Below are 26,811 nucleotides of genomic sequence, written 5' to 3'. Positions count from 1 at the left end.
ATAATTGGTAATTGGTAATTAGGGGTGCTAACGGTTTATGAATATTGCAATTATTGGTTGTGGATATGTAGGTTATGCTGTAGCTAAATACTGGAAGCAAAACAGCGATTTAGTCATAACTGCTACTACTACAACTCCAAGTAAGGTAACAAGATTAGAAGAAGTTGCGAATAAAGTTGAAATTGTCGAAAGTTCGGATGTAGAAGCTTTAAAATCTGTACTGCAAAATCAAGATGTTGTGCTTTTAAGTGTTGGGCCAAAAAGTCGCGATGCTTATGAAGAAACTTATCTAAAAACTGCTGAAAATATTGTTTCAGTGTTACGAGAAATTCCCACTGTCAAACAGTTGATATATACGGCAAGTTATTCAGTTTACGGAGATAGAAACGGCTCCAAAGTTGATGAAGAAACACCAACAGCACCGAGTAATCCCAATGGTAAAATTTTAGATAAAGCCGAACAAATTTTACTTTCAGCCAATAGCGAAAAGCTACGAGTTTGTATTTTGCGATTGGGAGGAATTTACGGGGAAGGTAGAACCTTGCTTAAAATATTTAGTAGAGCTTTTGGTGAAACTCGCCCCGGTAGCGGTGAAGATACTACAAACTGGATTCATATAGATGATATTGTTGGTGCAATCGAATTTGCACGTAAACAGCAGCTCAATGGTATTTATAATTTAGTTGATGGTGCCCATCTTTCGAGTAGGGAATTAATAGAAAATTTATGTAAAAAATACGATAAACCAAACGTTATATGGGATGCTTCTCAAACAAAAACCCGTTCTTATAATTCCAGGGTATCCAACGAGAAGATTAAAAAAGCAGGATACAAATTGATTCATCCACAGATGATTTTTTGATTGATATTTAATATTTAGTTAAAAACAATGATTACTCAAGAGAAAACAGCAGTGCAGCCCACATTAGCTGTTTTTGGCGAAACTGCATCGAGTATCAGTCAATCTGGCAAAGGTGATACTACCGAAAAACGTTTAGCTGACTATAGCACCCATCTACCCAATGGAAGCGCAATCAAAATTCCCGGAAGAAACGTCTTACCTTATGAATCAACAGTCGAATTTGTTAAGGCGATGGCACCTTTTGTGAATCAGTTAACAGCGAGCAGTGAACAGTGAACAGTTAGGAGTTAGGAGTAGTTAAGAATTCTCTCCCTATTACCTTTAACCTTTAACCTTTAACCTAAAATACTTTGTGGTTAATTAAATTTTGGACAAATGTTCTAGCAGGATTGGCGATAATATTCACAGTATTAAGTGTTGCTGGAAGAAAATGGTGGGTGTTTGCATTAATGGAACATCCAAGGGTTCAGTATTCGCTGATTTTAGTAATTGCGCTATTCGTCAGTTTATTGACTTCAAGAAAGCGGATTAATATCTGGAATTTTTCATGTTTTATTGCTTTATCAATCAATTTGATACTAATTTTCCCTTTATTTATTCCTATCAACCAAAATTCCAATCAGGCATTAGATACTCCACCACAAACAATCCGGGTAATTCATGCAACGCTTGATAGTAAACAACCCGATGTAACTAAAGCGATAGAGTATCTAAATAAGCAAAAAACAGATATTTTATTTTTGTTAGAAGTTACTCCCGAATCATTAACGCGGCTTAATAAAGGGCTGACTAATTATCGTTTAGTTGCTACACAACCGAACTATAACAGTCACGGAATCGCTTGGTTCATACCTCAAGAGAAAACAAAAACAATCCAACCTAAAACAGCAAAATTTATTACTCTGCCAATTTATAGCAATCGTGCGTTATTGAAAGCAACAGTAACTTATAGTGGCAGAGAAATAATTTTACTTTGTTTTCACGTAATTAGCCCTCGTAATGCCGAAACAGTCGCATATCAACAAATAGAATTTGATGCTCTTGCAAGTTGGAGTCAAAGAACTTTAGAAAATGGCAAACAAGATTTGATCGTAATCGGTGATTTCAATAGTACACCTTGGTATGGGCCATTTCGTAAATTAGTAAGTGAAAGTGGTTTGATAAACTCTCAACGCGGCTTCGGTATACAAACTACTTGGCATTCTGTATTCCCGCCAGTATTAAGAATTCCTATAGATCACTGTTTGCATAGTAAATCGTTAACCACAATTAAACGTTTTATTGGTAACGATATTGGTTCAGATCATTTACCTTTACTTGTTGAATTGAGATTGGATTAAGGTAATTGGTAATTGTTCACTGTTCACTGATAACTGTTCACTGATTACTGCTCAACCATGTCAAAATATCATCTTTACTTTTTTGTAAACCTTTATAAATTAAAGAGTCTGGTGTCATAGATTCAATTGCGGAAATTAATTTATTCTTCAAAACGGCATCTTTTTTAATAATTCGACAATCTCTAAAATAAGTTCTAATTGTAAAAATAGCCGCATCATATTCGGGTAATCCCCATATTACTTGACGCTCAATTCTTAAAAACAATTTAGGATTTGTTTTATCAAAGTTTCTACCGTGCCATTCTTTTAATGCTAAATTATTAGGTGGTTGGGGATGATGATTTAAACGGGTATCTGTACTCAAACCCCAAGCAAAACGCACCATCGGTTTTCTTTCAATCATTGTATTAACAATAGCTTTTGAACGCTGGTTAATTTTTTCTATACCCGCAACTGGGGTGTGTACTGTCGCAAAATCCTTACCAATCTTTTCCTCTGCTGCCCAATGATTCGGATAACACAGATGAATTGCACTCATCCAGTTATCACCATGTTCGTTACGACTAATAACTACAATATCCGACTGTACTTGTGTTGCTAAAGCATCTAAAAGAGTAGGGCGATTACCTATGGCTCTGCTAACGGTAGAACTATCTCTTATGTCTTTCGGACACGCTACGCTAACAGAGACGCTCCGCGAACGCTTAACGCCACAATTTATTTCCGAAGCCGACTCATATTTTTGTAGTTCAAAATTTTTGTTTAAATACAATGTTTCTTTGGTAAGCCGACATTGAAATACTAAATCTTCACCATCATCAACGAGATTAAAATATTGTGGGTATTCCTGGGTTAAACGGTTGATTATTAATTGTGCTACTGCTTTATCAACGGAATTACTATAGTTACAAACTTGAGAATACTTGCTTAAACAAGATTTACGCGCTGCAAGTTTCACTTGACGATAGCGATGAAAATTACTATCTAATTGAAACAGCTTACTATCAGCTTGATTACCAAAATTTCTACTCAAAGGCATCATACCGGGTTTTACTTCATAGCATCCGTTTTGTATGGGAAAGTAGCAAGCACTGTCTTGTAATTCCTCGACGGTTTTAACTTCTAAAAATAAATCGGTTAGCATCGATTAAAAAGGTAATGGGGAATGGGCAATGGGGAACACTGATAAAATAATATTAATTCAAATTTGCGATCCTCTGCGTTTAAAATTATTAAAAAATAAAAACGGATTCCTAATTTCTTTCCCTGTTCCCTACTCCCTATTCTTAATTCTTCTGTATAATAGATGTTATTAATCTATTGAAAGAAGTCATAAAACTCTTGAGACGTTCCCAAAACATAATTTTATCTGTACTATTCCGAGCAAATGCTGATAGTTGAGCGAACAAGTTTGTCAAAAATTGTGATTTTTCGGAAATATTCTGAGCAGTTTTATGTGCTGATACCATATTTTGCTCTACTTCTCTAAAAGTTTGTGCTTGATGGGTGGCAGTTTGGATTATGTTACCTACTAATCTAGCTAATTGTATATTTGCGGTAACAATATGGTCGAGTTTTTGTTTATTGGTTTGTAACGCTTTTACCCAAGTTGATACCTGCTGATTTCTAGCTTGCATTATCTCAACTATTTCAGAAATTTTGGCAATTTCAGAAGTAAGTAAAGGTTGAGTTTCTAGATTTTCTGAATTGTTTATTTGCTTGGTTATAAGATTAGAAATATTTTGGCAATACTCATCAAGCTGCTTGACTATTATTCCATCATATTTAACAGCTTCTTCAAGAAGGGCAATACTTTCTAATGTTGATTTTATATTTTCTCGTTCTTCTTCTAGTAAATTATAGTTTCGCTGTACTTGTTTTTCTACTTCTTCACCAGTCGCCTTTATGACTTTAGCAGTATCCAAAATTTCTTTAATTTGCTTACGACAAGCAGCAAGATACTTTAACAGGTTTAAACTTTTATTCAAAAAAGCTTTAAAAATCATTTGACTATCCCCAGATAAGTCAATAATTACCTGCCTTAAATCTTCTTGTTGGGGCAGAAAAATACTTTTATTTAATTCATTTGCACGTTTATTAGCTTCTTTTAGGTTGGCATTCTCTAAGGCAAAACCTACCTGCATGGCAATCTGCGAAAACCACCTGATTTCATAAGATTGCCAATCACGGAATTGAGAACATTGATTAGCAACTAACAAACCCAGCAGTTTACCTTCATTAATAATTGGTGCAACTAAATTCGCTTTGATTTCAAGTCTTTCAAGTTGCTGTAGGTGACAAGGAGTAAGATTTGCTTCATAAATATTGGGAATTGCTCGAACCCTACCATTTTGATACTTATCGATATACTTCGCCTCAAAACAAGGATCTTCCATTACCATTCCCAAACCTTTTGTGAAGCGGGGAGCTACTGATTCGGCAATTATCACCCCATAATTTACCTGATTGAGTCCATAGACTACTACGCGATCGCAATCTAATATTCGACGGATTTCTTCAGTTGCAGTTTTGAGGATATCTTCTCGATTTAGAGATTGACGAATCAGTTTAACAGTATCGGTAAAGTATTGCGTCCATTCTGCTTCGGTATCTGCTAGCTCTTTAAAATTGTTAGCTTCTGCTGAAACTTTAGCATTCTCAAGAGCAAAGCCTACCTGCATGGCTATTTGCGAGAAGTACCTAATTTCATGCTCTCGCCAATAACGCGGTTGGGAACATTGATTAGCAACTAACAAGCCCAGCAGTTTACCTTCATTGATAATTGGTGCAACTAAATTCGCTTTAATTTCGAGTCTTTCAAGTTGCTGGATATGGCAAGGATCGAGATTTGCTTCATAAATATTGGGAATTACTTTAACCCTGCCATTTTGGTACTTTTCGATGTACTTCGTTTCAAAACAAGGATCTATTATTGTAACGCCCAAAATTTTTGTGAAGCGAGGAGCCACCGATTCGGCTGTTACCACTCCCTGCTCTTGTTGATTCAAACTATATACAACTACTCTGTCGCAATTTAATACTCGACGAACTTCTTCAGTTGCTATTTTGACAATATCTTCTTTATTTAGAGATTGCCTAATCAGTTTAACAGTATCGTTAAAGTACTGCGTCCATTGAGCTTCAATATCTGCTTGCTTTCTCAGATTGGCAACTTCTGCTAAAACATTGGCATTATCGAGAGCAAAACCTACCTGCATGGCAATCTGCGAGAAGTACCTAATTTCATGCTCTCGCCAATAACGCGGTTGGGAACATTGATTAGCAACTAACAAGCCCAGCAGTTTACCTTCATTGATAATTGGTGCGACTAAGTTGGCTTTGATTTCGAGTCTTTCAAGTTGCTGTAGGTGGCAAGGATCGAGATTTGCTTCATAAATATTGGGAATTACCTTAACTCTGCCATTTTGGTACTTTTCAATGTACTTCGCTTCCAAACAAGGATCTACGATGGTTGCTCCCAAAATTTTTGAGAAACGAGGAGAAACCGATTCAGCTGTTACTACTCCCTGCTCCTCTTCATTCAAACTATATACAACTACTCTGTGGCAATCAATGACTCGACGTACTTCTTCAGTTGCTGTTTTGAAAATATCTTCTTTTACAAGAGATTGACGAATGTATCTTACAGTTTCGGTAAAATAATGCACCCATTCCATATCAAGACTTGCTTGTTGAGATTCTTCAACAGAGCTTCCAAGAACATCTTTAGACTCATACTCAGAAAAATTTTGTTCTGAGGAAGAAAGCCATTGACCATTTTTGGACGTATTAAGTAAATTATCCGTCATTTTGTAATATATAAATATGAAAAAACTGAAAGTATACTACAGACTATTACTTGATATAATTTATAACACTCTATTACTGAGTTAGACCCATATCAATAGTTAGATTTATCGTAAATAAATGGTTAAGTAAAATTATTTAATTTTATTTGGACGTATTTGTATTTTAAATAACAATAAATAGATAAATAGTCTTAAGTATTTAGTTTGGTAGGTATAATTACAATAATTATTCGGCTGATTATGAACAATATACCAAATAATATGTCAAGAAAATAAAAAGAATACGCATTTATTACTTAAATAAATAAAAAATGATTAAACTTCTCAACTGTATTATGATGACGATCTAATTTTTATTTAATATCTCGTCAGAGTAAAATTGTTACATTAATGTATAAACAATTGTCATTTGAGCAAATCAAAAAACTCTTGATGAAGCCTTTTCGGAACTAGAAAAATCATCTTCGGACGAAAAACTTTTGGATACTCAGTAATTTGGATAAACTTTGGTTTTAAATGGATTTTTGATTTACCTTTCGGTTTGATAAATGCGAAAATCAGATAATCAAGTTCTTTTGCAAACTTCAACACCCGACTATCGGGAAAAGCTTCCGATAAAATTAAAGGCTGTTGGTTATCAATTAAATTCTTTCCACCCAACAATACTTCAGTATCCGCACCTTCCACATCTGTTTTAATTGCAGTGACTTTTAAATTAGGATGTTTGTTGGCAAAGTTATCTAAAGTATCAACTTTGACGTTAATACATTCGGTAGAAGCGTCTAATTTCGTATTTAATCCGCTTAATTCCGGTAGTTTTGTAACATCAAACTGCATTTCACCAACTTCGGAATAAACAGCTTCTTGAATAACCGTAACATTATCAACTTTTTCGGCATTTTCCTTTAAAGCTGCAATACTCCTTAAATCTGGTTCAAAAGCATAAACGCTATGACAATAAGGAGAAACAAGTAATGAATAATAACCAATATTTGCACCGATATCTAAAAAGCTTTTTTGTTTATCCAAGTATTTAATTAAATATTCTTCGCTTCCCCAATCAACAGAACCATTTTTTAAAAACAATTCAGTTCCAAAACGACTATTACGAGGAAGATTGATTAAGATTCCCTCATTCAACTTGATGCTATTATCTTTTTTAAGAACACGTTTATAAAATTGTCTGATCAAATATCGATAAAAAAACTTAGGATAACCAACTTCGCGAACGAGATTCCAATTTAACATAGAATTAATGAGTGATTGATGATTAATAATTTATCTGACGGTTGAAACCACGCGCCACTTGCTACAACGCAGTGGCTTGGTTACACAAACAAAAGCCGCCGTGGCAGCGGGTTAAAATTCATTAGTCCACCTTCGTAGACTTTGCCTTGTGTAGCAGTGAATTATATTCGCCAGATACTTCTAATTCCTAACTTATTTCACCGCCACACCTTGATACATATAGCCCATAAACTTCGGCGTTTTATCGGCATAAAATTCTTCTAAATCCACCCGACTAAATTGTTGTTCTACAATTTCTCGAATATTCCGATTTAGATTGCAGCCATCCGCAATCACATTTTGTATGGGATTTAATCGATTTTGCCAAGTTTGAACTGATGGTTCATTACTTAAACCATGTTCGATAAAAAAGAATTTTCCACCGGGTTTTAATACTCGATGAATTTCTTTAACGGCTTGTTCAACTTTCTGTATACTACATAAAGTCCAGGTACTGACAACGCTGTCAAAAGTACTATCCGCCATTGGAAGATTTTCGCCGCTTAAAATCCTATGATCTACTGTAACAGTAGATTTTTCAATTCGTTTCTGAGCGAGTTTATGAACTCCGGGATTATTATCAACAGTAATTATTTTATGAATTTCATCTGGATAAAAGGAAAGATTTAAACCAGTACCAAAACCAATTTCTAAAACTTCTCCTTCCACTTCTGCTAAAACTTCTTGACGATATTGATTAAAAGTAGAATCCGATAGCGACCAGTCAAGCAGATAAGGAAATATTTTTTGTGAATAGAATCCCATATGTTTCTCCTAAAGTTTATTCTAAAAACAATTTTTAAGGCTAAAGGCTTTACTACAAACTATCTATTTTAATTTTAATATTGATTGCTCCTTAAGAGACGCTTAGAATAAATAACCATCCATCACATCAAAAAGTTTTGATATCTTAACATAATTAAATTCAGATTAAGTTTAATTTATTGTATTATTATCTACATTAATTCTGACCTCTGAAGTCGAATTTACATAGTTCGTTGAAGTTTTTCAGAGCAGTGTGAGGTGTAGCAAGTGATACAGAATATTTTTAAATTATGGGTTTGTAGTCCTGCTTTGTTAGGTACTACATTAATAATGGCAACTGTTTCAACAGGTTTAACACCACGATTAGCAACAGCAGTACAGCCCAATTCCGAAGTAATTGAAGATTTATCAAAAGTTCCTCAGACATCTTTTCAATTAAGTGGAATAGCTCAAAATTCAGAAAATAATTTAGATTCCCAACTGGATTTCAAGCAATATTCAAATAGATTATTAGGAGAAAAACTCGCTAAAACCGATCAAAAACAAGTAATTTCTCAAGTTACATCCGTTTCTCAATTATCCGACGTTCAACCTACAGACTGGGCATTTGCGGCTTTACAATCGCTAGTTGAACGCTATGGCTGTATAGCAGGTTATCCCAACGGAACTTATCGGGGTAATAGGGCTTTAACTCGTTACGAATTTGCGGCTGGTTTAAATGCTTGCTTGGCTAGAGTTAATGAATTGATTACTCTTGACATTGGCTATAAGTATACAGCATATCGACGAGATTTAGAGATTTTACAACGCTTACAGTCAGAATTTTCTGCCGAACTTGCAACTCTGCGCGGTAGAGTTGATGCTTTGGAAGCTCGTACTGCTGAAATCGAAGCAAATCAATTTTCTGCTACTACCAAACTTCAAGGTGAAGCGGCTTTTACTTTAGCCGGTGCAGAGGGAGATGATGTAGATACCGAATTAGTTTTTAATGATAAAATTCGTCTTCAGTTAGTAACTAGTTTTACGGGAAAAGATAAGCTGTTTACTCGTCTAACTGCGGGAAATATTGGTAACACATTCGCTACCCAAATTGGTACTAATGAAGGTCGTTTTGCTTATGATGGTGCCAATAATAATGATGTTGTTTTAGATAGATTGCACTACGTCTTCCCAGTTGGTGAAAAACTTACAGTTACTACGATGGCGAGTTTGGGTGGACATCACTTCTACGCAGATGTATTCAACTCCGGCTTAAATACTGGTGGTGGTGCAACTGGTGCGCTGTCACGATTTGCCGAAAGAAACCCTATTTATCGCTTAGGGCTTAATCGAAATACCGCAGGTGCAGGTTTTAGTTACAAGTTAGCCTCGGCAATTAAAATTGAAGGCGGTTATCTTGCCAGAAATGCTTCCAACCCGAATGATAAAAATGGTTTATTTAACGGAAGCTATTCTGCTATGGGACAAATTGTTTTTCAACCAGCCAAACGATTTAAGCTTGGTTTGACCTATGTAAACGGTTACGATCCAGGTGAAGGAACTTTTGCTTTTGGTGGTACGGGAACCAACTTTGCGAACGGTTTGCTTCCCAATACCGAACAAAGACGAATTAACAGTAACTCCTATGGAGTACAGGCTCAACTCGATTTAAGTTCCAAGTTTAGTATCCGGGGTTGGGGAAGCTATACAGATGTCGATTTTAACAACGGAGGAGATGCCGAAATCTGGAACTATGCACTAGCTTTAGTATTTCCCGACTTTGGTAAAAAAGGCGGATTGGCTGCAATTGTTGCCGGTGCAGAACCTTACGCTGGCGACATTTCACCACGTCCAGCCAACTTTGAAAATGATACACCATTGCATCTCGAAGCTTTTTACAAATATCCGCTAAATGACAACATTTCAATCACTCCTGGAATAATTTGGTTAAAGTCTCCCAATCAAGATCAAGACAATGATGATGTCTTCATTGGTGCGTTGAGAACTACGTTTACTTTTTAGGATTGGGCATTGGGAATTGGGCATGGCTCACGGAGTTAGGAGTTAGGAGTAGCAAGTAGTGAAGAATGTATTGTTTTCTTCCCTATTACCCATTACCCATTACAAAGACTTCTTCACTAGTAAAAATAAAAGTCTGTCGGAGGTCGAAAGTTTTATTATCAAGGAAAGCGATAATATTACTATCTGATAAGGAACCTTTTTCATGGAATATCTACACACAATGATTCGCGTCAGCGATTTAGACGCATCGCTAGACTTTTATTGCAACAAACTGGGATTAGTTGAAGTTAGCAGAAAAGACAGCGAAAAAGGACGCTTTACTTTAATATTTCTCGCCGCACCCCAAGACGTAGGTAAAGTAAAAGAATCAACATCACCCCTAGTTGAACTTACTTATAATTGGGACCCCGAAGATTACGACGGCGGACGCAACTTCGGACACCTAGCCTATCGAGTTGACGACATTTACGAAACCTGCGATCGCCTAAAATCTGGCGGTGTCACCATCAACCGTCCCCCACGCGACGGACACATGGCATTCGTGCGATCGCCAGACAACATCTCCATCGAACTCTTGCAAAAAGGAGACTCACTACCAGCTAAAGAACCTTGGGCTTCTATGGAAAATACTGGAAGCTGGTAGAAGAGGATGGGGAGATGGGGGGACAAGGGGACAAGGAGACAAGGAGAAATAATTTTAAACTCCTAACTATTTACAATGCCCAATGCCCAATGCCCAATGCCCCATTCCCCTACTCCCTTGACTCCAAACCCTCCATCCTCTAAAATAAAAACGACCAATAGGTCTTAAGCGAAAAGATGTCCAAAGGTGAAGAAACCAAATCAAAAATATTGCACCAAGCAGCCGCACTGTTTAACACTCGTGGGTATGCTGGTGCGTCTATTTCGGACATTATGCGGGTGACGGGATTAAAGAAGGGGGGAATTTATAATCATTTTCAAAGTAAAGATGAATTAGCGTTACAAGCATTTGATTATGCTGTTGGGTTGATTAAGCAGCGTTATCGAGGTGCGTTGCAAAATAAGCGTCATGCAGTCGAACGTTTGCAGGGAATTATTAGCGTATTTCAAGCTAACATTGACAATCCCGCAATTGAAGGAGGATGTCCCCTTTTAAATACTGCGGTGGAAAGTGATGATGCTCACCCAGTGTTACGAAAACGCGCTCAAGTGGTAATGAATGATTGGCGAGATATGGTTTGCAAAGTTATTCAAAAAGGAATTGCTAGGGGTGAAATTCGTCCCGATGTAAATCCCGATGAAGTTGCCACCGTGATGATTACCTTGCTTGAAGGAGCAGTAATGATGAGCAAATTATATGATGATGCGATTCATCTAGAGAGAGCCATTAAGCATTTGAATAATTATATTAAAGTTGAATTGCAGGCTTTTCCTGGTGCCCAATCTCTGGCTGGGAACCCCTGAGAATCATCACTTTACTTTTTTTTATGCTAAAACCAACCGTTCGGTCTTAATTCCAAAATCCAAAATGCTATCACTTAGACAATTAGAAGTAGAAATCCCAATCAAAGTAAAAACATACGACATTGATTTTGCAGGAGTAGTTAGCAATATCGTTTATATTAGATGGCTAGAAGATTTACGTTTAAAGTTGTTTGATGCACATTTACCACTTGAGAAGCAAATTGAGCAAGGCAATATTCCTGTTGTTGCTAAAACTCAAATAGAATATAAAAAACCAGTCAAGCTTTTTGATAATATCACGTCAAAAATGTGGGTTAGTAAATTAGGTAAAGTGAAAGTGACAATGGAAGCAGAATTTGTCTCTAATAATCAAATTGTTGCAACGGCTATTCAAACAGGTAGTTATATTAGTTCCGAGAATAATCGTCCAGTAAGATTGCCAGAAGAGTTATTACAAAAATATTCACAATGTTAAACAATCAAAAACCATTTCGTTTAATAACCATTCCCGTCAGCCATTACTGCGAAAAAGTAAGATGGGCGCTTGATTATCTGAAATTACCATATGTAGAAGCAGCACATATGCCACCATTTTATAAATTCGCAACAACGAAAGCTGGTGGTGGAACTGTTCCCGTGCTTGTAACTGAAGATGGAAATTTTACCGATTCAACTGATATTTTGAAATACCTTGATTCAATTTCTCCCAATGATGCAAAATTGTATCCTGAAAAACCTGAACAGCGTCAACAAGTTGAAGAATTAGAAGAATTATTTGACGAAAAATTAGGTACTGCTGTAAGAAGTTGGGCTTATTTCTATATAATTGATAATTCTAAAATTATCCAACCAAAATGGACTCAGGGCGTACCTTTTGTAGAAAACTTTTTATTTCCGGTAATTTTTCCAATAATGCGTTCGCTTGTCATCAAAAAATATGATGTTAACGCGGAATCAGCAACTCAATATTACCAACAGATCGAAAATGTTTTTGCAAAAGTAAACGAGTTATTAGCAGACGGACGTAATTATTTGGTGGGAGATAAAATTTCTGCTGCCGATTTTGCCTTTGCTTCCTTAGCTGCACCAATTTTACAACCACCACAACATCCGATTAAATCTTCTGATGCGGAAGAATTACCAGCAGAATTTTTATCTAAAATCAATAAATTAAAAGAAACTGCTGCGGGTGCTTTTGCGTTAAATTTGTATGCAACAAAAAGAAAATAATTTCACCTTTAACCTTAATACTCATGCTCAAATTTTACTACAATCCTCTTATCTCTTCTGAACCAGAAACCCGGTTTTTTGGAAAAACCGGGTTTCTTAATTCCCATTACCCATTACCCATTACCTAATACCTATTACCCATTACCTCTTTCCCATCACCCTTTTCCCCAAAGAAGAAATAAACCGATAACCCTTACGAACAAAATCTAACAAAGAAACAGGTACCCGTAATTTTAAAGGATAAATCACAGGAAGATATATCCAGTAATAAGCTTTCTTAACATTATCCCACTTAGAACAATATTCTTTATCCAAAAAATCTGAAATATCTACAACTAATCCTCTACCTTCATACATCATCACATTACGTGCGTGAACATCGTGGGGAAAAAGACTGCGACTTTTAGCGTAATCCAAAGCTTTATCAATATCTTTTATAACTCGTTTGGGAACGCGGATACCAAGTTGAACGCAATCCCATATTGTAACTCCATACAGCCGTTTTAATACTAAAAAACCATCTTCAGCGTAGAATAATTGTGAGAAAGCAGGATGTTTATCCAAACGATTGTAAACTTCTACCTCTTCCTCAAAACCAGGTCTTCCCGGTGCGTAAATTTTAACTACCAAATCTGGAAAATCGGGATGATGAACCACAGCAGCGTAATTTCCCGTACCAAGCAGAATCCAAGGGGGTGGTATATGGTGAACTTTTACCAAATCGTGAGGATTAACGCTTTCTATTTGAAGTTTGGGAAGTAATTCAATATGAATATTCTCGACAAAGCGCTTTACTTGCAAGGTTTCCATAGATAATAAGCACCCTGGTTTAACGGTTGATGAGAATTTGCCTCGAACAAAAGTCACAATAAAGTTACCACACGGCTATCATCAAATATAAGTAGTAACTACAACTAAACTAATTCATTTTAGGAATGTTATTAATTTAAAATATCTTTGTTACATATAAATTTTATTGTTTGTAGTAAGGGCTTAAGCCCTTTTATTCAAGAACTAAAGTTCTTACTACGAACTAAGATAATCTAAAATCTAAAATCTAAAATCTAAAATCTAAAATATGAATCCTATAACAGTAATTGGTGGTGGATTAGCTGGAACTGAAGCAGCTTGGCAAATAGCCCAGGCTGGAATTCCCGTAATTTTTTACGAAATGCGTCCGCAAAAATTCGGGGGAGCGCATCATACGGAACATTTGGCGGAGTTAGTATGTAGCAATTCTTTCGGAGCAATGGCAAGTGACAGAGCCGCTGGTTTGCTTCATGAAGAGTTACGCCGTCTCGGTTCTATTATTATTTCCAAAGCTGATGAACATAAAGTCCCTGCTGGTGGAGCTTTGGCGGTTGACAGAGGTTTCTTTAGTCAAAACTTAACGGAAACTCTTAGCAGTCATCCTTTAATTGACTTTCGCCGGGAAGAATTACGAGAAATCCCCGAAGGTATTGTAGTTTTAGCAACCGGGCCGCTCACAAGTCCCGATTTAGCAGAAGATTTACGTCGCTTTACGGGGATGGAATATCTCAGCTTTTTCGATGCTGCTAGTCCCATAGTTGTGGGAGAATCTATTAATCATGACGTTGCTTTCATGGCCTCGCGTTACGACAAAGGCGAAGCAGCTTACCTCAACTGTCCCATGAATAAAGAGCAATATCTGAAATTTTGGCAGGAATTGCGTGATGCCGAACAAGTTGAATTAAAAGGCTTTGAACGAGAAAACGCCAAATTTTTTGAAGCTTGTTTACCCATCGAAGAACAAGCAAGACGCGGTGAAGATACCATGCGTTATGGGCCACTTAAGCCAGTGGGTTTAACTCCTCCATCAAGCGTGGGGTGGGGTTCGGATGCTGCTCCTCAAGAAGTCGCCGAGGGAGAAGAAGTTAAAAAAGAACGCCCTTATGCTGTAATTCAGTTACGTCAAGAAGACAAAGCTGGGAAGTTGTGGAACATGGTAGGCTTCCAAACAAACTTGCGTTGGGGAGAACAAAAGCGGATATTCCAGATGATTCCCGGTTTAGAAAACGCCGAATTTGTGCGATTGGGAGTAATGCACCGCAACACCTTTATTAATGCACCCCAATTAATGATTCCCACACTGCAATTCAAATCTCGTCCCACCTTACTTGCAGCCGGACAAATCATAGGTACAGAAGGATACACCGCCGCATCCGCAGGAGGTTGGCTAGCAGGAACCAACGCCGCCAGAATTGCATTAGGAAAAGAACCATTAACCATACCCAACACAACCATGATGGGAGCTTTATTTGACTTTATCAGTTCAGCTTCCCCCAAACATTTTCAGCCAATGCCCCCCAACTTCGGTATATTGCCAGACTTAGAAGTGAAAATAAAAAACAAACGCGAAAGATACGGAAAATATCGCGATCGCTCTTTGGAACAGTTAGCAGTTATCAGCGAACAGTAACCAGTTAAGAGTTAGGAGTTAGGAGTAATTAAGGTCAAAGGTTAAAATTATCTTTGTCCCCTTGTCCCCTTGTCCCCCCATCTCCCCCCTCTACCCCCCTCTCCCCTCAATTCCCCATGAACGAATCCGAGCGTTATTTATTCGATTTACAAGGCTTTTTAGTTGTTGAAAATGTTCTTAGCAATGAAGAAATTTTAGCTTTAAGCAAACTCGTGGATAAGCAAGTTGCAATCAAAAATCAACCGGAAGCGTCTAAGTTAAGGTTTGATAACTTGCTTTCATGGGGGAAACCTTTACGAAACTTAATTGATAATCCCAAAATAACTCCTTATTTATCTGAGTTACTGGGAGGAAAATTTCGCTTGGATCACAATTATATTCACATTATTCGTGAAGGTGTTGGCCCCATAGGTTGCTATTTGCACGGTGGGGGAACTCCCTACGATCCAACCCAGTATTATTCATTCCGAAACGGCAGAAGTTACAATGGCTTGCTTGCTGTTGCTTACGAATTAAACGACGTATATCCCGGTGATGGAGGATTCGCTTGTATTCCCGGTAGTCATAAAAGTAATTTATCTTGTCCCCAAGAATGGCTTAATTTAGAGTCTGCCAAAGATATCGTCAAATCGGTGACTGTAAAAGCCGGAAGTGCCATCATATTTACTGAAGCGTTAACTCACGGAACCCTTCCCTGGCAAGGAAAGAACGAACGCAGGACACTATTTTACAAATACTCCCCTCACTCCTATGCATGGCTAAGGAACTACTATAATCCCGACGATTTTACAGATTTAACTCCATCCCAACAAGAAATCCTTAAAACACCCGGAGTGTATCCGTAAACAATTATCAATTATCAATTATCAATTATCAATTATCAGTTAAGAGTTAAGAGTTAAGAGTTAAGAGTTAAGAGTTAAGAGTTAAGAGTTAACAGTAGACATCTCCGGAAAACATTTATATAGTTTGCAAACCTAACCCCCCTACCCCCCTTCCCTACGTTCGCGCAGCGTGTCCGAAGGACATGGGAAGTGGGGTTTTAAAGCCTCTCTCCCTATGGGGGAGAGGTTTGGAGAGGGGTCTTTTTTCTTTTTCGGAGATGTCTAGTTAAGAGTTAAAAATTTTTCCTTGTCCCTAATTTTTCCATTGCATAATTGATAAAGCTTTCTCCTCTACGTTCTACTTGTTGTTTCTTCATAATTGAAAAACCCATACGCAGAAAAAAAGGTTTAGCAGTAATGCTAGCTTCAGTATATAAACGATGTATTTTTAATTCGCGAGCTTTTGCTTCAATTGCATGATAGATTTTACTGCCAACACCCATGCGCTGATAGTTTTTGTGGCAGTAAAAACAATCTATATCTCCGTCAAATTCTAATTCACCAAAACCCGCAATCGTACCATTATCATCGGCTACGTAAGTAAATCTTTCCGAACAAACACTTGCCCAATCTCGAAAATAAATATCATCTGGTGCCCATGCTTTCACTTGATCGATTGAGTAGTTGTTAATATTAATTTCACGTACTGTTTGATGAAATAATTTTGCTATCTGTTCGGCATCTTGTTTGTCAAATAATCTTATTTCTATTGAATTTGAAAATACTTCATTAGCCATAGGTCATAGGGCATGGGATTAATAGCAGAAGCCTTATTTGATGATAATCAGATATTAGTGGTACAACTATCAAACATCTTAAATATCCCAAATACCCTGAAAAAATAATTTATAAATTGAAAATAGTTTTTTGTAGCTCAAATATTTTCTACAAATTAAGCCTAGATTTGAGAAAATGATTAATTAGCAATAGAAACAATAAAAATTTACTATGTCCAATGTCTAATGCTCAATTACCAATCCCCCATAATCACTACATAAATCCCAGACAACATTAAATCGAGAGGGATTCATATATAGCAAATATGGCGAAATTGTTAGTTATTTGAAGCTTGCCATCTAAAATATTGTATATCTGCCCAAGCTTGGTTTTGATGAAACATTTGAGCTATTTTAGACCATGTTGTTTTTGAAACTTTAGCAAGATCGTATTTTTGCAAGTCGCCAAACTTACAAAACATTTTATATGCCCAAGTCGGTTCGTATCCCATGAATCTTGCTATAGATGTCCAGTCTGCTAATGAAAATAATGTGATATCAATTTCCGATTTATTTTGCAGGTCTTTGGAACTGATAGTCTTAGCTAATAACATGGCATTCCTCCACCAAAAAAAGTTTTTGAGCAAACAACCAAAACTATGCTTAAGCTGGATTCTTTGGTTGTCATAAATAAAATCCACCTCGGTTTTCACATATTTATTTTGAAATGTCAAGTAATTTTAAATGCAATTTTAGAAGAATATTATTTTTCAGCTAAAATTTAAACTGAATTTTTGTTCAATATGTGTTTCTATGGCCATAAACCACTATTTTGGACGTAACTAAAGGTAAACCAGTTTTTAATCGCTATTTAAGAACATTTTGTCTATAAATATCGCTTTTAATCTGGTTGGGTAAGTGGTATAGTCTTATGCTTTATGCAAAAAGCTTTTATTAATATTGCTTCTTTTTGATTACAAAGGAGTCTAATAGCAAAAGCTCCATAACCTTTTTTTGTCTCTTAATGCTTATTTATGCAAAATTTTTGGGAATAATCAACATGATGTTGCAGCCCAGAGTATGGTTAATCGAAAAAAATGAGAGCATTATTCCCTCAGCAAAAGAAAATTTATTCTCGGTTATATCTTGTATTTTGTAGCCTTTTATGCATATTATTAGTGTTAACACCAGTATTATCAGTGCATGGTCAAGGAAGCTCCAAACAAACCATTGACCAACTCCAGCAGGAACGAAAGCAAATCAAGCAGCAGCATCAAGATGTAGTTAAAGAAAAAAAACGTTTAAATAATTTGCAGCAAGAAGCACAAAAACGTCTTGGTGGTTTAGAAGAAAATCTGCAAACTACCAATAGTCAGATTGAAGATAGTGAAAATAGATTAGAAATAGCAACTCAACGACTCCAACAACTGCAAGCAGATTTAGCACAATCGCAAGTATCCTACGCTCAACGTCAAGCTTCAACCGTTGCCAGACTCAAGTATTTGCAACGTTCCCCAGTCAGCCAAGGATGGGCTGTTTTACTGCAAAGCCGCAATTTAAACGACTTTCTTAGTCGCCGTCGTAACTTAAAGTTAGTTTATCAAGCCGATCAAAAAGTACTGGCAAAATTAACCGAAGAAGCCAATCAAATAAAACAGCAAAAAACTGATATAGAACAGAAAAAGAACGAAATATCTTTGATTCGTCAGCAGTTATTAGCACAAAAAGCTGATTATCAAGGCCAAGCAGAATTACAAGCTGATTTAGTACAGCGTTTAAATAGCGATCGCGTTGCCTTAGATGCAGCAATAATCCAGTTAGAAAGAGACTCGTTATCTGTCGCGAACTTGATTCAAAAGAAAGTAGCTGAAGAAGAAGCCAGAATCGTAGCAGCCAAAGCTAACAGTAAACCAAGATTTGTCCTTGGAAGCGGCATTATGGCACTTCCCAGCAGCGGCTATATTAGCAGCCCTTACGGTTGGCGATCGCACCCAGTTCTCGGTAGAGGACGCTTACATACTGGTATGGATTTTGCAGCCGGTTACGGTAGTACAATACGCGCCGCAGATTCCGGAACCGTTCTATATTCCGGATGGTACGGCGGTTACGGCAAAACAGTAATCATCAATCATGGCAAAGGAATCACCACACTTTACGGACATAGCAGCCAATTATACGTAAATGCCGGAGAAAGCGTTAAACGGGGACAACCTATATCAGCAATAGGTTCTACAGGATTATCAACGGGGCCACATTTACATTTTGAAGTCCGTAAAAACGGTACACCAGTCAACCCCGCAAATTATCTTTAACATTTAAAAGTTGGGAATAGGGCATTGGGCATTGGGCATGGCTCGCGGAGTTACTAAGCTTAAAGGTTAAAGGTTTAAATTATCCTTGTCCCCTTGTCCCCTTGTCCCCTTGTCCCCTTGTCCCCTTGTCCCCTTGTCTCCTTCTCTCCCCATCTACCCCCTCTCCCCCTCTTCCCCCTCTACCTCCTCCTGACTACCAAGCGGAATAAAAAACTCCATTTTGGGAATTTGACTTAAAGTTTCATTACCACCTGATTGATGATTTGTAATCAGATTCAAAAATTTGGTTTCTGGTGAAACTTTACCGATAAAAATAAACTCCCCTTTTAGAGTTGTACCGGGTAGAATTTCAAGATCGGGATTGCTTGCTGGTGCAGCCAAACTGTATTGTTTTCCTAAATCATCTACAAGCACCATTCCTTTACCGTTATTGTTAAGTTCGATAGTATTTTTAGAACCGTTAATAACTGACATTTCTACCTTGCTATCATCTTTTGTAAAGGAAATTTTTGTCAGTCTTCCTACAGTACCGTTGGGATGAGTAGCTTGAACGTTCAACGCTTTTTCTGTTGGTACGGCGCTAACTTGACTCGATTCTGTAACAGAAGTATTACTTGTAACTGAAGGTTTACTTTTAGAAGCATTTTCAACAGTTTCCGTTTCCGGTAATTTATCAGCAACAGTTTGATTGATTTGTTCGCTGAGTATCTGCTGTGCTTGCTTGTTACTTAAGAAAAACCAAACACTAGCACCAGTTATCAGCACCAGAGTAAATATCACCCCTAGTAGAAAACCACCACAGCCATTTTTTTTCAAATTATTCTCAGACATCGCAAAGCACTTTCAATTGTGTATAAATTAAAAATAACTTTTTCTGCGTATTTTCTACAACTTTTATTGTGACAATTTGAGAAAATTTAATTAGTATTTTCGAGAAAATTAGAAGTAGGAACTAGAAACCTTCTTATGTTACATTAGTCACTGATTGTCGATCGCCATAAAGTAACTATTCTCAATATTTTTATCGGTTTGCAAGGTCACTATTAGATACTTTTTTCAAAAGAATTACTCAGATAAATTATTATGCGTAGCTGAGTTATGAATGAAGTGCCTCTAACAGCGATTAATATTACTTCAGTAGCCAAGAAAGGAAATAAAGGCTATACTGTTTATTAATATTTAGGCAAAGTCTTGTCTGATATTGGTTAGGGCGCGTAGCTCAGTGGATAGAGCGGCAGATTCCGGTTCTGTAGGTCGGGGGTTCGAATCCCTCCGCGCTCATTTTTGTTGAATAACAGATTATTTGTCGTCGTTAACAGATTATTGTCGTGATTAACAAATTAATGTCTTGACATCCTCGCCGCCCTACAAGTGCGGCGATTCCCGTCTACCCATACAAATCAAGTTGTCTAGGTGTTGGGTAGGTTGACGTTTCGCTGGATGCTGCTTCTTTTACAGAAGTCTTACACTTTCCTCCACGTCCGTTTCTAGTCTCAGGATGCCCTCCCGCGACTTTTATATTTGCAGCAGCATTAATATCTCTATCGTGGAAGGCATTACAAAATAAACACTGCCATTCACGTACTGATAAATCTTTTTTTCCGCCAATTCCACCGCAATAAGAACAGCGTTGAGTGGTTGGTTCCCAACGATTAATAACTCGACATTCCCGACCAAATTTTTCTGCTTTTGCTTCCAAATATGCGCGGAATTGTCTCCATCCCAAATCAGTGATTGCTCTTGAAAGTTTGCGATTTTTAACTAATCCCGACACATTTAAATCTTCTAGAACAATCGTTTGATTCTCACGTATCAATCTAGTTGATAATTTGTGTAGGAAATCAGTTCTGGTATCTTTTAGTTTGGCATAGAACTTAGCCCGGATTTTTCTAGTACGTTCGTATCTATTAGAGCCAGCAGTTTTTTTAGATAGTTTTTTACTTAGTTTCCGTAGCCTTTGAATACGCTTCTTTAAAGGTTTTGGTGCATGAATTTTTTCTCCAGAATCTAATGTTGCAAACGTTGCTATTCCCAAATCAATTCCAACAGTATTTGGTGTTAAAGGTAATATATCCGGTTGTACCTCAACAACAAAACTTACAAAATATCGATCGGCCGCATCTTTAATTACTGTTACCGATGATGCTTCCGAAGGTAGTTTCCTTGACCATACTATTTTGAGCTTTCCTATTTTTGCTAGTGATACAAAGTGTGGATATATTTTAAAACCACCTTTACGAAATCTAGCTGATTGTCTAGCTTTACGTTTTTTAAATTTTGGCGGCTTAACAGGTTTACCCTTACGATTACCTTTACATGAAGAGAAAAAATTTGAGTAGGCTTTTTCTAAATCATTTAATGATTGTTGCAAAGGAATATTTGATACATCTTTAAGCCAGTGTCGTTCCTCCTTCTTTTTGGCAGCAGTGATAAATATTTTTTGAAGCTCTGAATTACCTAATTTCGCGATTCCTTTTTTATAACTATCCACACAAAAAGCTAAGGCATCATTCCAAACCACTCTTACGCACCCAAATAGCTGAGAAAGTGCTACTTTTTGACTGTTTGTTGGGTAGACTCGATATCGATACCTTGCTTTCATGAACAATCTATATATCTTATGGTACTAAAATACCATAATTTCAACCAGAAAAGCCGCCCTACAAGGGCGGGGCTTGAATCCCATTCATTTCGGTCAAAAATTTGGTAAACTTTGTTTTTAGATAACATAAGGCAATGAATGTCCCTACTACTCAGGATTTTCAATATCAATTTGGTGGTAGTCTTCCTGCTAATGCCCTTACTTATGTTACACGTAAAGCTGATGAAGATTTATATCAAGCTTTGAAGGCTGGAGAGTTTTGTTTTGTTCTGAACTCTCGACAGATGGGAAAATCCAGCTTGCGTGTACGGACAATGCAGAAGTTACAGGCTGAGGAAATTGCTTGTGTTTCTATTGATTTGACGGCAATTGGGACATCAGAGCTAATTGCTGAGCAATGGTATGCTGGAATTGTTGATACTATTGCTGGTAGTTTAAATCTAGATGAGCAGTTTGATATAGATGCTTTATGGGAAGAAAATTCCCGATTTTCTAGTGTGCAGATTTTCGGTAAATTTATTGATAAATTACTACAATTAATCTCCACGCAAATTGTTATTTTTATTGATGAAATTGATAGTATTCTCAGCTTAGGTTTTCGCGTTGATGATTTTTTTGCTTTAATTCGGGCTTTGTTTAATCAAAGAGTTGATAATCCTGAATATCAACGCATTACCTTTGTGCTTTTGGGTGTGGCTACTCCTGCTGATTTAATTCAAGATAAAAAGCGTACTCCTTTTAATATTGGAAAAGGGATTGAATTAACCGGATTTGAATGTGCCGAAGCTTTACCTTTAGCAACTGGATTTTCTGCCCAAACTAATCATCCGGAAACAGTATTAAAAGCTATTTTGGATTGGACGGGAGGACAGCCGTTTTTAACTCAGAAAATCTGTCAATTTGTGCGTGAAACTAAAACTGTAATTCCCCAAGATCAAGAAGCTGGTTTTGTCGAGAATTTAGTTAGAAGTCGGGTAATTGAGAATTGGGAATATCAAGATGAACCGGAACATTTTAGAACAATTCGGGATAGGATTTTAAAAAGAGATGAGCAAAAGGCAGGATATTTATTAGATTTATATCAACAAGTATGGCATTCAGGAGGAGTTGATACTGATAATAGTATCGAGCAGAGTGATTTACAGTTGGCGGGAATTGTTGTTAAAAAAGATAGTAAGTTAAAGATTTATAATCGCATTTATCAAAACATTTTTAATAATATTTGGATTGAGAAAACTTTAGCTAGTTTACGTCCTTATGCTGAGAATTTTCGCCAGTGGGTATTAGCAGGAAAACAAGATGAATCTAGATTATTACGGGGGAATGCTTTAGCAGAAGCTGAAGCTTGGGCAAAAGATAAAAGTTTGGGTTTTCAAGATTTAGAATTTTTAGCTGCTAGTCGTAAAAAAGAGCGAGAAGAGGAATTAGTAGAAACAGAAAGACTGGCAGAATTAGAAAGGGAAAGGAAAGAAAGGGAAGCTGCGGAAAAAGCTCGATTAATTGAAGCGGAAGCTAAACAAGAAGCTGAAAAGCAATTAGCGACTGCTCAAAAAGAAGTTGAAAAAATTAAACAGAATATCGCTAAAATCACAGAGCTATCAGCAGTGGCTTCTCGACTACAACAAAAAGGTAAGACTAACGAAGCCAATCAATCTTTAAATATTGCCGGGTTAGTTTTGCAGGACAAAATTAAAAATCAAGTACTAAAAGAGGCTTTATTAGATAGTTCTCTAGTTTTAGAAAATCAGAACTTAGTTGATGCTGAAGATACAGAAAATAAAAAATTAGAATTACAACCTGGTATCTTAGCCAATTTCAATAAAAGCATAAATAATTTATCAAATTCAGAAAATAAACTTGAGAATAATGATACTAATTTAGCTTTTACTTTAGTTTATATCTATTATGTTAAAGGACAATTAGCAGAAAGTTCAGATAAAGCGTTGGCTTTAAAAGATTATAAGAAGGCAGTTCAGAAATATGAGCTTCTAAAAGCTCAGTTTAAATCTCCCCTAAAATTATTTAAGTTAGACCTAAATATTCTCTACAATGGTAATGCTGATATTGTTGCTGCACTTTATCGTCAACTTAAAGATTTAGATAGCTCAAATGCAATTTATGCTCAATCTTTAAAGGAGCATTTATTGAATGAATTAGACTACTTAATGCAGGAAAAAAGATGGAGAGAAGCAGATCAGAAAAATTGGCAGTTTATTCTTACTTCAGCCGGGAGAGAAGAAAGAGGCTATTTAGAATTTAATGATGTCAAAAACTTTAAATGTGAGGATTTGAAACAACTAGATAGGCTTTGGGTAAATAACTCTCAAGGGCATTTTGGTTACAGTGTCCAGAAAAAAATATATCTGAGTGCAGGCAATTCTTTAGATTTTGACTGGGAGAAGCAAGAATGGAAAAAATGGAACGTGAAAGGGTATAATCAATTTTTAGAAAGCGTGGGATGGGAAAAAGAGGGAGGGGATTCGATGAAATATGAAGAATTACCCATGAACCAAAAAGATAGTAAGGTGGGAGAACTCCCATCATGGGATAAAGAAGGGTACTCCTTTCTTCTTGTAGAGACTTGTGAATTTTAGCAGATAAAGCTTTTAGAGAATTGTAAAGATTTATTTTAGGAAGATTTTCCACGCAATAATCAAGTTTTTAGAGGTTCGATACCTAGCAATAAAGTCAAAAGTCAAAAGTCAAAAGTTTAAAGCTAAAATAATCAAATCAAAAGTCAAAAAACTTTTGTTTTTGTTGTATACAAAAAGCCAATTGAGGCAAAAAAGACGTTTTTACAAGTAAACAGAGACACTACTCCTATCTTCATCTCAAATTATTGATTGTGATTTCTAAAAATCATTCCTGCAACTTGTGGATTGTAACAATTGGCAAAAATAAATTTTTCAGCCACATCAACAATTTCTGGATTAGTTGCTTCCCAAGTATCCCAAGGTAGTCGCATTTGTCCGGGTGATGTTTTTTTGCTTTTTCCTTTAATCACTTTAGGCAAGAATTGATTACCCCAAGAATAGCGTTTTTCTGCTTTCGCTTTTGGCTTATACTTCTGACAAAAACCTCGATATTTAGCAGCACATTCATTCAAAGTTTTACCCTCAAATTCATGCAAAAACCTAACCCCCCTACCCCCCTTCCCTACAAGGGAAGGGGGAAAATTAAGCCTCTCTCCTTGCAGGAGAGAGGTTTGGAGAGAGGTCTTTTACCTAACCGGAGACGTATAATACATAGGGCGTAAAGCTTAAAATCAAACTTATTCAATGCCTTTTTGAGAGCATAAAGAAACACTTGACGGCATTCGTGACGAGTTAATTTGAATTCGCGGTTATTGCAGCGAGTTGTGACGTGATAGCAGTATCCTAGTTTAAAGTGGCGCTTTGGTCGTGACATAAAAAATATTAAAAAATATTAGAATACCAATCATTAATCGACTCACAGCGTATGAACCGCAAAAAAATTCTAATTTTAACTGCGAATCCTAGCAATACCCAACCATTACGTTTAAGTGAAGAAGTCCGAGAGATAAAAAGTGCTTGGGAACGCTCATTAAAAAGAGAACAATTTGAAATTATCGTTGAAGAAGCTGTACGTACCAAAGAATTACGTCGGGCTTTGTTAACTCACAAACCCCAAATACTTCACTTTTCTGGACATGGTGGTGGTGAACAGGGATTAGTTTTAATGGGTGACTCTGGGAACGGTGTGCTAATTACACCTGATGCCCTATCGCGTTTTTTTAAGGCTATAAAAGATATTTTTACTATTGAAACTGTTTTACTAAATGCCTGTTATTCAGAAGTACAAGCTGAAGGCATTTATCCATATATTAATTATATTATCGGTATGAGTAAAGCTATTGGAGATAAAGCAGCTACACAATTTTCTATTGGTTTTTACGATACGCTTTTTAATGGAGAATCTATTGAAAATGCCTTTGCTTTGGGTTGTAACGCTATAGAATTAGAAAATATTCCCGAATATTTAACACCTGTGTTTCGGAAAAGTAGCCTAATGTCTAACCCTATTTCTCCAAAAACCCAAAGCCAAACCACAGTTATTTGTGATAATGTTATTTTTGATAATATTGATGGTCAAGTTCCCCTGAATTCTCCCTTTTATATTGAGCGTCCAGAAGTAGAAATTAAATGTTATGAATTTATCGTCCAACCAGGGGCATTAATCCGCATCAAAGCTCCGCGCAAGATGGGCAAAACTTCCTTGATGAGTCGCATCCTCTACCATGCTAAAAAGCAAGGATACCACACAGCTTTTCTGAATTTATGGAGCAAAGAAAATCTCACCGACCTCAATACATTTTTACAGGGATTTTGTGCCATTATCAGTGAAGAATTAGGAGTAGAAGAACAAATAGATAAATATTGGAAAACGCGCTTAAGTAGTCAAATAAACTGCAATAATTATTTTAAAAAATATTTATTAAAAGCTATTGAAACTCCCCTCGTATTAGGTTTAGATGATATTGACCAGATTTTTCCTTATACTGAAATTGCTCAAGAATTCTTTGGTTTATTACGAGCTTGGCACGAAAACGGGAAGAACGAAGAAATTTGGCAAAAATTACGCTTAGTAATTGCTCATTCTCAAGAAGTATATGTTTCTCTAAAAGTGAATCAATCCCCCTTTAATGTGGGTTTATCTATTGAAATCGGAGAATTTAATCCTGCACAAATACAAGAATTAATTCAACGTCATAGGTTAAATTGGTCAGAAGCAGAAATAGAAAAATTAAAGGGAATGATTGACGGTCATCCTTATTTATTAAGAACTGCTCTTTATCAAATTGCTAAAGGTGATTTAACTTTAGAACAATTTTTGCAGGTTGCGCCAACTGACGAAGGATTATTTGGAGACTTTTTATATCACTATCTTTTAGTTTTGGAAGATGACAAATTGTTGAAAACAGCAATGCAACAAGTAATTGAAAGTGATGTTCCCGTCAAATTAGATTCAGTACAAGCTTTTAAATTACGTAGCATGGGACTAATTGAATCCAAAGGAAATGAAGTGCAATCCCTTTGTAATTTATATCGTCTTTATTTTCAAGAACACCTATCTGATTGATTACTTGCAATTAAACA

Annotated in this window: 23 protein-coding genes and 1 tRNA gene; 14 read left to right on the top strand and 10 right to left on the bottom strand. The window is 36.6% G+C overall.

Translation table 11 applies throughout. The features are described 5' to 3' along the window. Window positions 1-37 precede the first annotated feature (37 nt). The 3 genes from ACM03V_RS04625 to ACM03V_RS04615 all read left to right on the top strand — a co-directional run bounded on the left by ACM03V_RS04625 (window position 38) and on the right by ACM03V_RS04615 (window position 2,202). Window positions 38-862 (top strand): SDR family oxidoreductase, encoded by an 825-nt coding sequence (locus ACM03V_RS04625; RefSeq protein WP_414619586.1) that lies wholly within the window; start codon window positions 38-40, stop codon window positions 860-862. A gap of 27 nt (window positions 863-889) precedes the next feature. Then, window positions 890-1,138, top strand: coding sequence for a hypothetical protein (locus tag ACM03V_RS04620; RefSeq protein WP_414619585.1), 249 nt, complete (start codon window positions 890-892; stop codon window positions 1,136-1,138). 74 nt (window positions 1,139-1,212) lie between these two features. Further along, window positions 1,213-2,202 (top strand): endonuclease/exonuclease/phosphatase family protein, encoded by a 990-nt coding sequence (locus ACM03V_RS04615; protein ID WP_414619584.1) that lies wholly within the window; start codon window positions 1,213-1,215, stop codon window positions 2,200-2,202. 37 nt (window positions 2,203-2,239) lie between these two features. Here the strand turns inward: ACM03V_RS04615 and ACM03V_RS04610 are convergent, their stop codons facing one another. The 4 genes from ACM03V_RS04610 to ACM03V_RS04595 form a co-directional block, all read right to left on the bottom strand. After that, window positions 2,240-3,346, bottom strand: a complete 1,107-nt coding sequence (locus tag ACM03V_RS04610) for a heme-dependent oxidative N-demethylase family protein (protein ID WP_414619583.1) — start codon at window positions 3,344-3,346, stop codon at window positions 2,240-2,242. Between the two features lie 142 nt (window positions 3,347-3,488). Then, entirely contained in the window at window positions 3,489-6,011 is a 2,523-nt protein-coding gene (locus ACM03V_RS04605) for a GAF domain-containing protein (RefSeq protein ID WP_414619582.1), read from the bottom strand. Window positions 6,012-6,416: 405 nt separating this feature from the next. Further along, complete coding sequence (locus ACM03V_RS04600; RefSeq protein ID WP_414619581.1) at window positions 6,417-7,259, bottom strand: FkbM family methyltransferase; 843 nt, start codon at window positions 7,257-7,259, stop codon at window positions 6,417-6,419. A gap of 192 nt (window positions 7,260-7,451) precedes the next feature. Beyond that, window positions 7,452-8,063, bottom strand: coding sequence for a class I SAM-dependent methyltransferase (locus ACM03V_RS04595; RefSeq protein ID WP_414619580.1), 612 nt, complete (start codon window positions 8,061-8,063; stop codon window positions 7,452-7,454). A gap of 330 nt (window positions 8,064-8,393) precedes the next feature. On the opposite strand from ACM03V_RS04595, the gene ACM03V_RS04590 reads away from it, so the two are divergent. From ACM03V_RS04590 to ACM03V_RS04570, 5 genes are all read left to right on the top strand, one after another. Beyond that, a complete protein-coding gene (locus ACM03V_RS04590) occupies window positions 8,394-10,064 on the top strand; it encodes an iron uptake porin (protein WP_414619579.1) in 1,671 nt (556 codons plus the stop codon). Between the two features lie 202 nt (window positions 10,065-10,266). Continuing rightward, on the top strand, window positions 10,267-10,707 hold the full coding sequence (locus tag ACM03V_RS04585; RefSeq protein WP_414619578.1) for a VOC family protein: 441 nt from the start codon (window positions 10,267-10,269) through the stop codon (window positions 10,705-10,707). A gap of 176 nt (window positions 10,708-10,883) precedes the next feature. Continuing rightward, window positions 10,884-11,510 (top strand): TetR family transcriptional regulator C-terminal domain-containing protein, encoded by a 627-nt coding sequence (locus ACM03V_RS04580; protein WP_414619577.1) that lies wholly within the window; start codon window positions 10,884-10,886, stop codon window positions 11,508-11,510. A gap of 64 nt (window positions 11,511-11,574) precedes the next feature. Next, window positions 11,575-11,985: an acyl-CoA thioesterase gene (locus tag ACM03V_RS04575; protein WP_414619576.1), complete on the top strand. Its 411-nt coding sequence runs from the start codon at window positions 11,575-11,577 to the stop codon at window positions 11,983-11,985. After that, window positions 11,979-12,740, top strand: coding sequence for a glutathione S-transferase family protein (locus ACM03V_RS04570; RefSeq protein WP_414619575.1), 762 nt, complete (start codon window positions 11,979-11,981; stop codon window positions 12,738-12,740). The genes ACM03V_RS04575 and ACM03V_RS04570 overlap by 7 nt, the downstream gene beginning before the upstream one ends. 141 nt (window positions 12,741-12,881) lie before the next feature. Here ACM03V_RS04570 and ACM03V_RS04565 read toward each other — a convergent pair whose 3' ends face one another. Further along, window positions 12,882-13,550 (bottom strand): serine/threonine protein kinase, encoded by a 669-nt coding sequence (locus ACM03V_RS04565; RefSeq protein ID WP_414619574.1) that lies wholly within the window; start codon window positions 13,548-13,550, stop codon window positions 12,882-12,884. A gap of 268 nt (window positions 13,551-13,818) precedes the next feature. Between ACM03V_RS04565 and trmFO the strand changes: the two genes are divergently transcribed. Together trmFO and ACM03V_RS04555 are read left to right on the top strand one after the other, a co-directional pair. After that, window positions 13,819-15,180 carry an FADH(2)-oxidizing methylenetetrahydrofolate--tRNA-(uracil(54)-C(5))-methyltransferase TrmFO gene (gene trmFO / locus ACM03V_RS04560; RefSeq protein ID WP_414619573.1) on the top strand — a complete coding sequence of 454 codons (1,362 nt, stop codon included), beginning with the start codon at window positions 13,819-13,821 and terminating at the stop codon, window positions 15,178-15,180. Window positions 15,181-15,296: 116 nt separating this feature from the next. After that, entirely contained in the window at window positions 15,297-16,025 is a 729-nt protein-coding gene (locus ACM03V_RS04555; RefSeq protein WP_414619572.1) for a phytanoyl-CoA dioxygenase family protein, read from the top strand. 272 nt (window positions 16,026-16,297) lie between these two features. On the opposite strand, the gene ACM03V_RS04550 is transcribed toward ACM03V_RS04555, so the two are convergent. Next, a complete protein-coding gene (locus ACM03V_RS04550) occupies window positions 16,298-16,801 on the bottom strand; it encodes a GNAT family N-acetyltransferase (RefSeq protein WP_414619571.1) in 504 nt (167 codons plus the stop codon). Window positions 16,802-17,118: 317 nt separating this feature from the next. Then, complete coding sequence (locus tag ACM03V_RS04545) at window positions 17,119-17,493, bottom strand: hypothetical protein (protein ID WP_414619570.1); 375 nt, start codon at window positions 17,491-17,493, stop codon at window positions 17,119-17,121. 384 nt (window positions 17,494-17,877) lie between these two features. Between ACM03V_RS04545 and ACM03V_RS04540 the strand changes: the two genes are divergently transcribed. After that, window positions 17,878-19,092, top strand: coding sequence for a murein hydrolase activator EnvC family protein (locus tag ACM03V_RS04540; RefSeq protein ID WP_414619569.1), 1,215 nt, complete (start codon window positions 17,878-17,880; stop codon window positions 19,090-19,092). Between the two features lie 153 nt (window positions 19,093-19,245). On the opposite strand, the gene ACM03V_RS04535 is transcribed toward ACM03V_RS04540, so the two are convergent. Further along, the gene (locus ACM03V_RS04535) at window positions 19,246-19,923 is read right to left on the bottom strand and encodes a hypothetical protein (RefSeq protein WP_414619568.1); all 678 of its coding nucleotides are present in this window, start codon (window positions 19,921-19,923) and stop codon (window positions 19,246-19,248) included. 377 nt (window positions 19,924-20,300) lie between these two features. On the opposite strand from ACM03V_RS04535, the gene ACM03V_RS04530 reads away from it, so the two are divergent. Continuing rightward, window positions 20,301-20,373, top strand: a tRNA-Arg gene (locus ACM03V_RS04530). Window positions 20,374-20,479: 106 nt separating this feature from the next. Here ACM03V_RS04530 and ACM03V_RS04525 read toward each other — a convergent pair. After that, on the bottom strand, window positions 20,480-21,694 hold the full coding sequence (locus ACM03V_RS04525; RefSeq protein ID WP_414619567.1) for an RNA-guided endonuclease InsQ/TnpB family protein: 1,215 nt from the start codon (window positions 21,692-21,694) through the stop codon (window positions 20,480-20,482). Window positions 21,695-21,828: 134 nt separating this feature from the next. On the opposite strand from ACM03V_RS04525, the gene ACM03V_RS04520 reads away from it, so the two are divergent. After that, window positions 21,829-24,288 (top strand): AAA-like domain-containing protein, encoded by a 2,460-nt coding sequence (locus ACM03V_RS04520; RefSeq protein ID WP_414619566.1) that lies wholly within the window; start codon window positions 21,829-21,831, stop codon window positions 24,286-24,288. Between the two features lie 242 nt (window positions 24,289-24,530). On the opposite strand, the gene ACM03V_RS04515 is transcribed toward ACM03V_RS04520, so the two are convergent. After that, window positions 24,531-24,824, bottom strand: coding sequence for a hypothetical protein (locus ACM03V_RS04515; protein WP_414619565.1), 294 nt, complete (start codon window positions 24,822-24,824; stop codon window positions 24,531-24,533). Between the two features lie 329 nt (window positions 24,825-25,153). Here ACM03V_RS04515 and ACM03V_RS04510 point away from each other — a divergent pair, with 329 nt between their 5' ends. Then, on the top strand, window positions 25,154-26,794 hold the full coding sequence (locus ACM03V_RS04510; RefSeq protein WP_414619564.1) for an AAA-like domain-containing protein: 1,641 nt from the start codon (window positions 25,154-25,156) through the stop codon (window positions 26,792-26,794). The last annotated feature ends 17 nt before the right edge of the window (window positions 26,795-26,811 follow it).

It is taken from the genome of Calothrix sp. CCY 0018, from assembly GCF_963920925.1.
Taxonomy (GTDB): Bacteria; Cyanobacteriota; Cyanobacteriia; order Cyanobacteriales; family Nostocaceae; genus Rivularia.
This window is presented reverse-complemented; position numbering and strand designations above follow the sequence as displayed.

What these genes read in the sequence shown, in the direction of transcription:
- ACM03V_RS04595 (WP_414619580.1), bottom strand. Translation starts at nt 8,063, where the DNA reads ATGGGATTCTATTCACAAAAAATATTTCCTTATCTGCTTGACTGGTCG.
- ACM03V_RS04510 (WP_414619564.1), top strand. Translation starts at nt 25,154, where the DNA reads ATGAACCGCAAAAAAATTCTAATTTTAACTGCGAATCCTAGCAATACC.
- ACM03V_RS04555 (WP_414619572.1), top strand. Translation starts at nt 15,297, where the DNA reads ATGAACGAATCCGAGCGTTATTTATTCGATTTACAAGGCTTTTTAGTT.
- ACM03V_RS04570 (WP_414619575.1), top strand. Translation starts at nt 11,979, where the DNA reads ATGTTAAACAATCAAAAACCATTTCGTTTAATAACCATTCCCGTCAGC.
- ACM03V_RS04550 (WP_414619571.1), bottom strand. Translation starts at nt 16,801, where the DNA reads ATGGCTAATGAAGTATTTTCAAATTCAATAGAAATAAGATTATTTGAC.
- ACM03V_RS04525 (WP_414619567.1), bottom strand. Translation starts at nt 21,694, where the DNA reads ATGAAAGCAAGGTATCGATATCGAGTCTACCCAACAAACAGTCAAAAA.
- ACM03V_RS04540 (WP_414619569.1), top strand. Translation starts at nt 17,878, where the DNA reads ATGAGAGCATTATTCCCTCAGCAAAAGAAAATTTATTCTCGGTTATAT.
- ACM03V_RS04585 (WP_414619578.1), top strand. Translation starts at nt 10,267, where the DNA reads ATGGAATATCTACACACAATGATTCGCGTCAGCGATTTAGACGCATCG.
- ACM03V_RS04590 (WP_414619579.1), top strand. Translation starts at nt 8,394, where the DNA reads ATGGCAACTGTTTCAACAGGTTTAACACCACGATTAGCAACAGCAGTA.
- trmFO (WP_414619573.1), top strand. Translation starts at nt 13,819, where the DNA reads ATGAATCCTATAACAGTAATTGGTGGTGGATTAGCTGGAACTGAAGCA.
- ACM03V_RS04535 (WP_414619568.1), bottom strand. Translation starts at nt 19,923, where the DNA reads ATGTCTGAGAATAATTTGAAAAAAAATGGCTGTGGTGGTTTTCTACTA.
- ACM03V_RS04625 (WP_414619586.1), top strand. Translation starts at nt 38, where the DNA reads ATGAATATTGCAATTATTGGTTGTGGATATGTAGGTTATGCTGTAGCT.
- ACM03V_RS04575 (WP_414619576.1), top strand. Translation starts at nt 11,575, where the DNA reads ATGCTATCACTTAGACAATTAGAAGTAGAAATCCCAATCAAAGTAAAA.
- ACM03V_RS04565 (WP_414619574.1), bottom strand. Translation starts at nt 13,550, where the DNA reads ATGGAAACCTTGCAAGTAAAGCGCTTTGTCGAGAATATTCATATTGAA.
- ACM03V_RS04600 (WP_414619581.1), bottom strand. Translation starts at nt 7,259, where the DNA reads ATGTTAAATTGGAATCTCGTTCGCGAAGTTGGTTATCCTAAGTTTTTT.
- ACM03V_RS04605 (WP_414619582.1), bottom strand. Translation starts at nt 6,011, where the DNA reads ATGACGGATAATTTACTTAATACGTCCAAAAATGGTCAATGGCTTTCT.
- ACM03V_RS04610 (WP_414619583.1), bottom strand. Translation starts at nt 3,346, where the DNA reads ATGCTAACCGATTTATTTTTAGAAGTTAAAACCGTCGAGGAATTACAA.
- ACM03V_RS04580 (WP_414619577.1), top strand. Translation starts at nt 10,884, where the DNA reads ATGTCCAAAGGTGAAGAAACCAAATCAAAAATATTGCACCAAGCAGCC.
- ACM03V_RS04520 (WP_414619566.1), top strand. Translation starts at nt 21,829, where the DNA reads ATGAATGTCCCTACTACTCAGGATTTTCAATATCAATTTGGTGGTAGT.
- ACM03V_RS04620 (WP_414619585.1), top strand. Translation starts at nt 890, where the DNA reads ATGATTACTCAAGAGAAAACAGCAGTGCAGCCCACATTAGCTGTTTTT.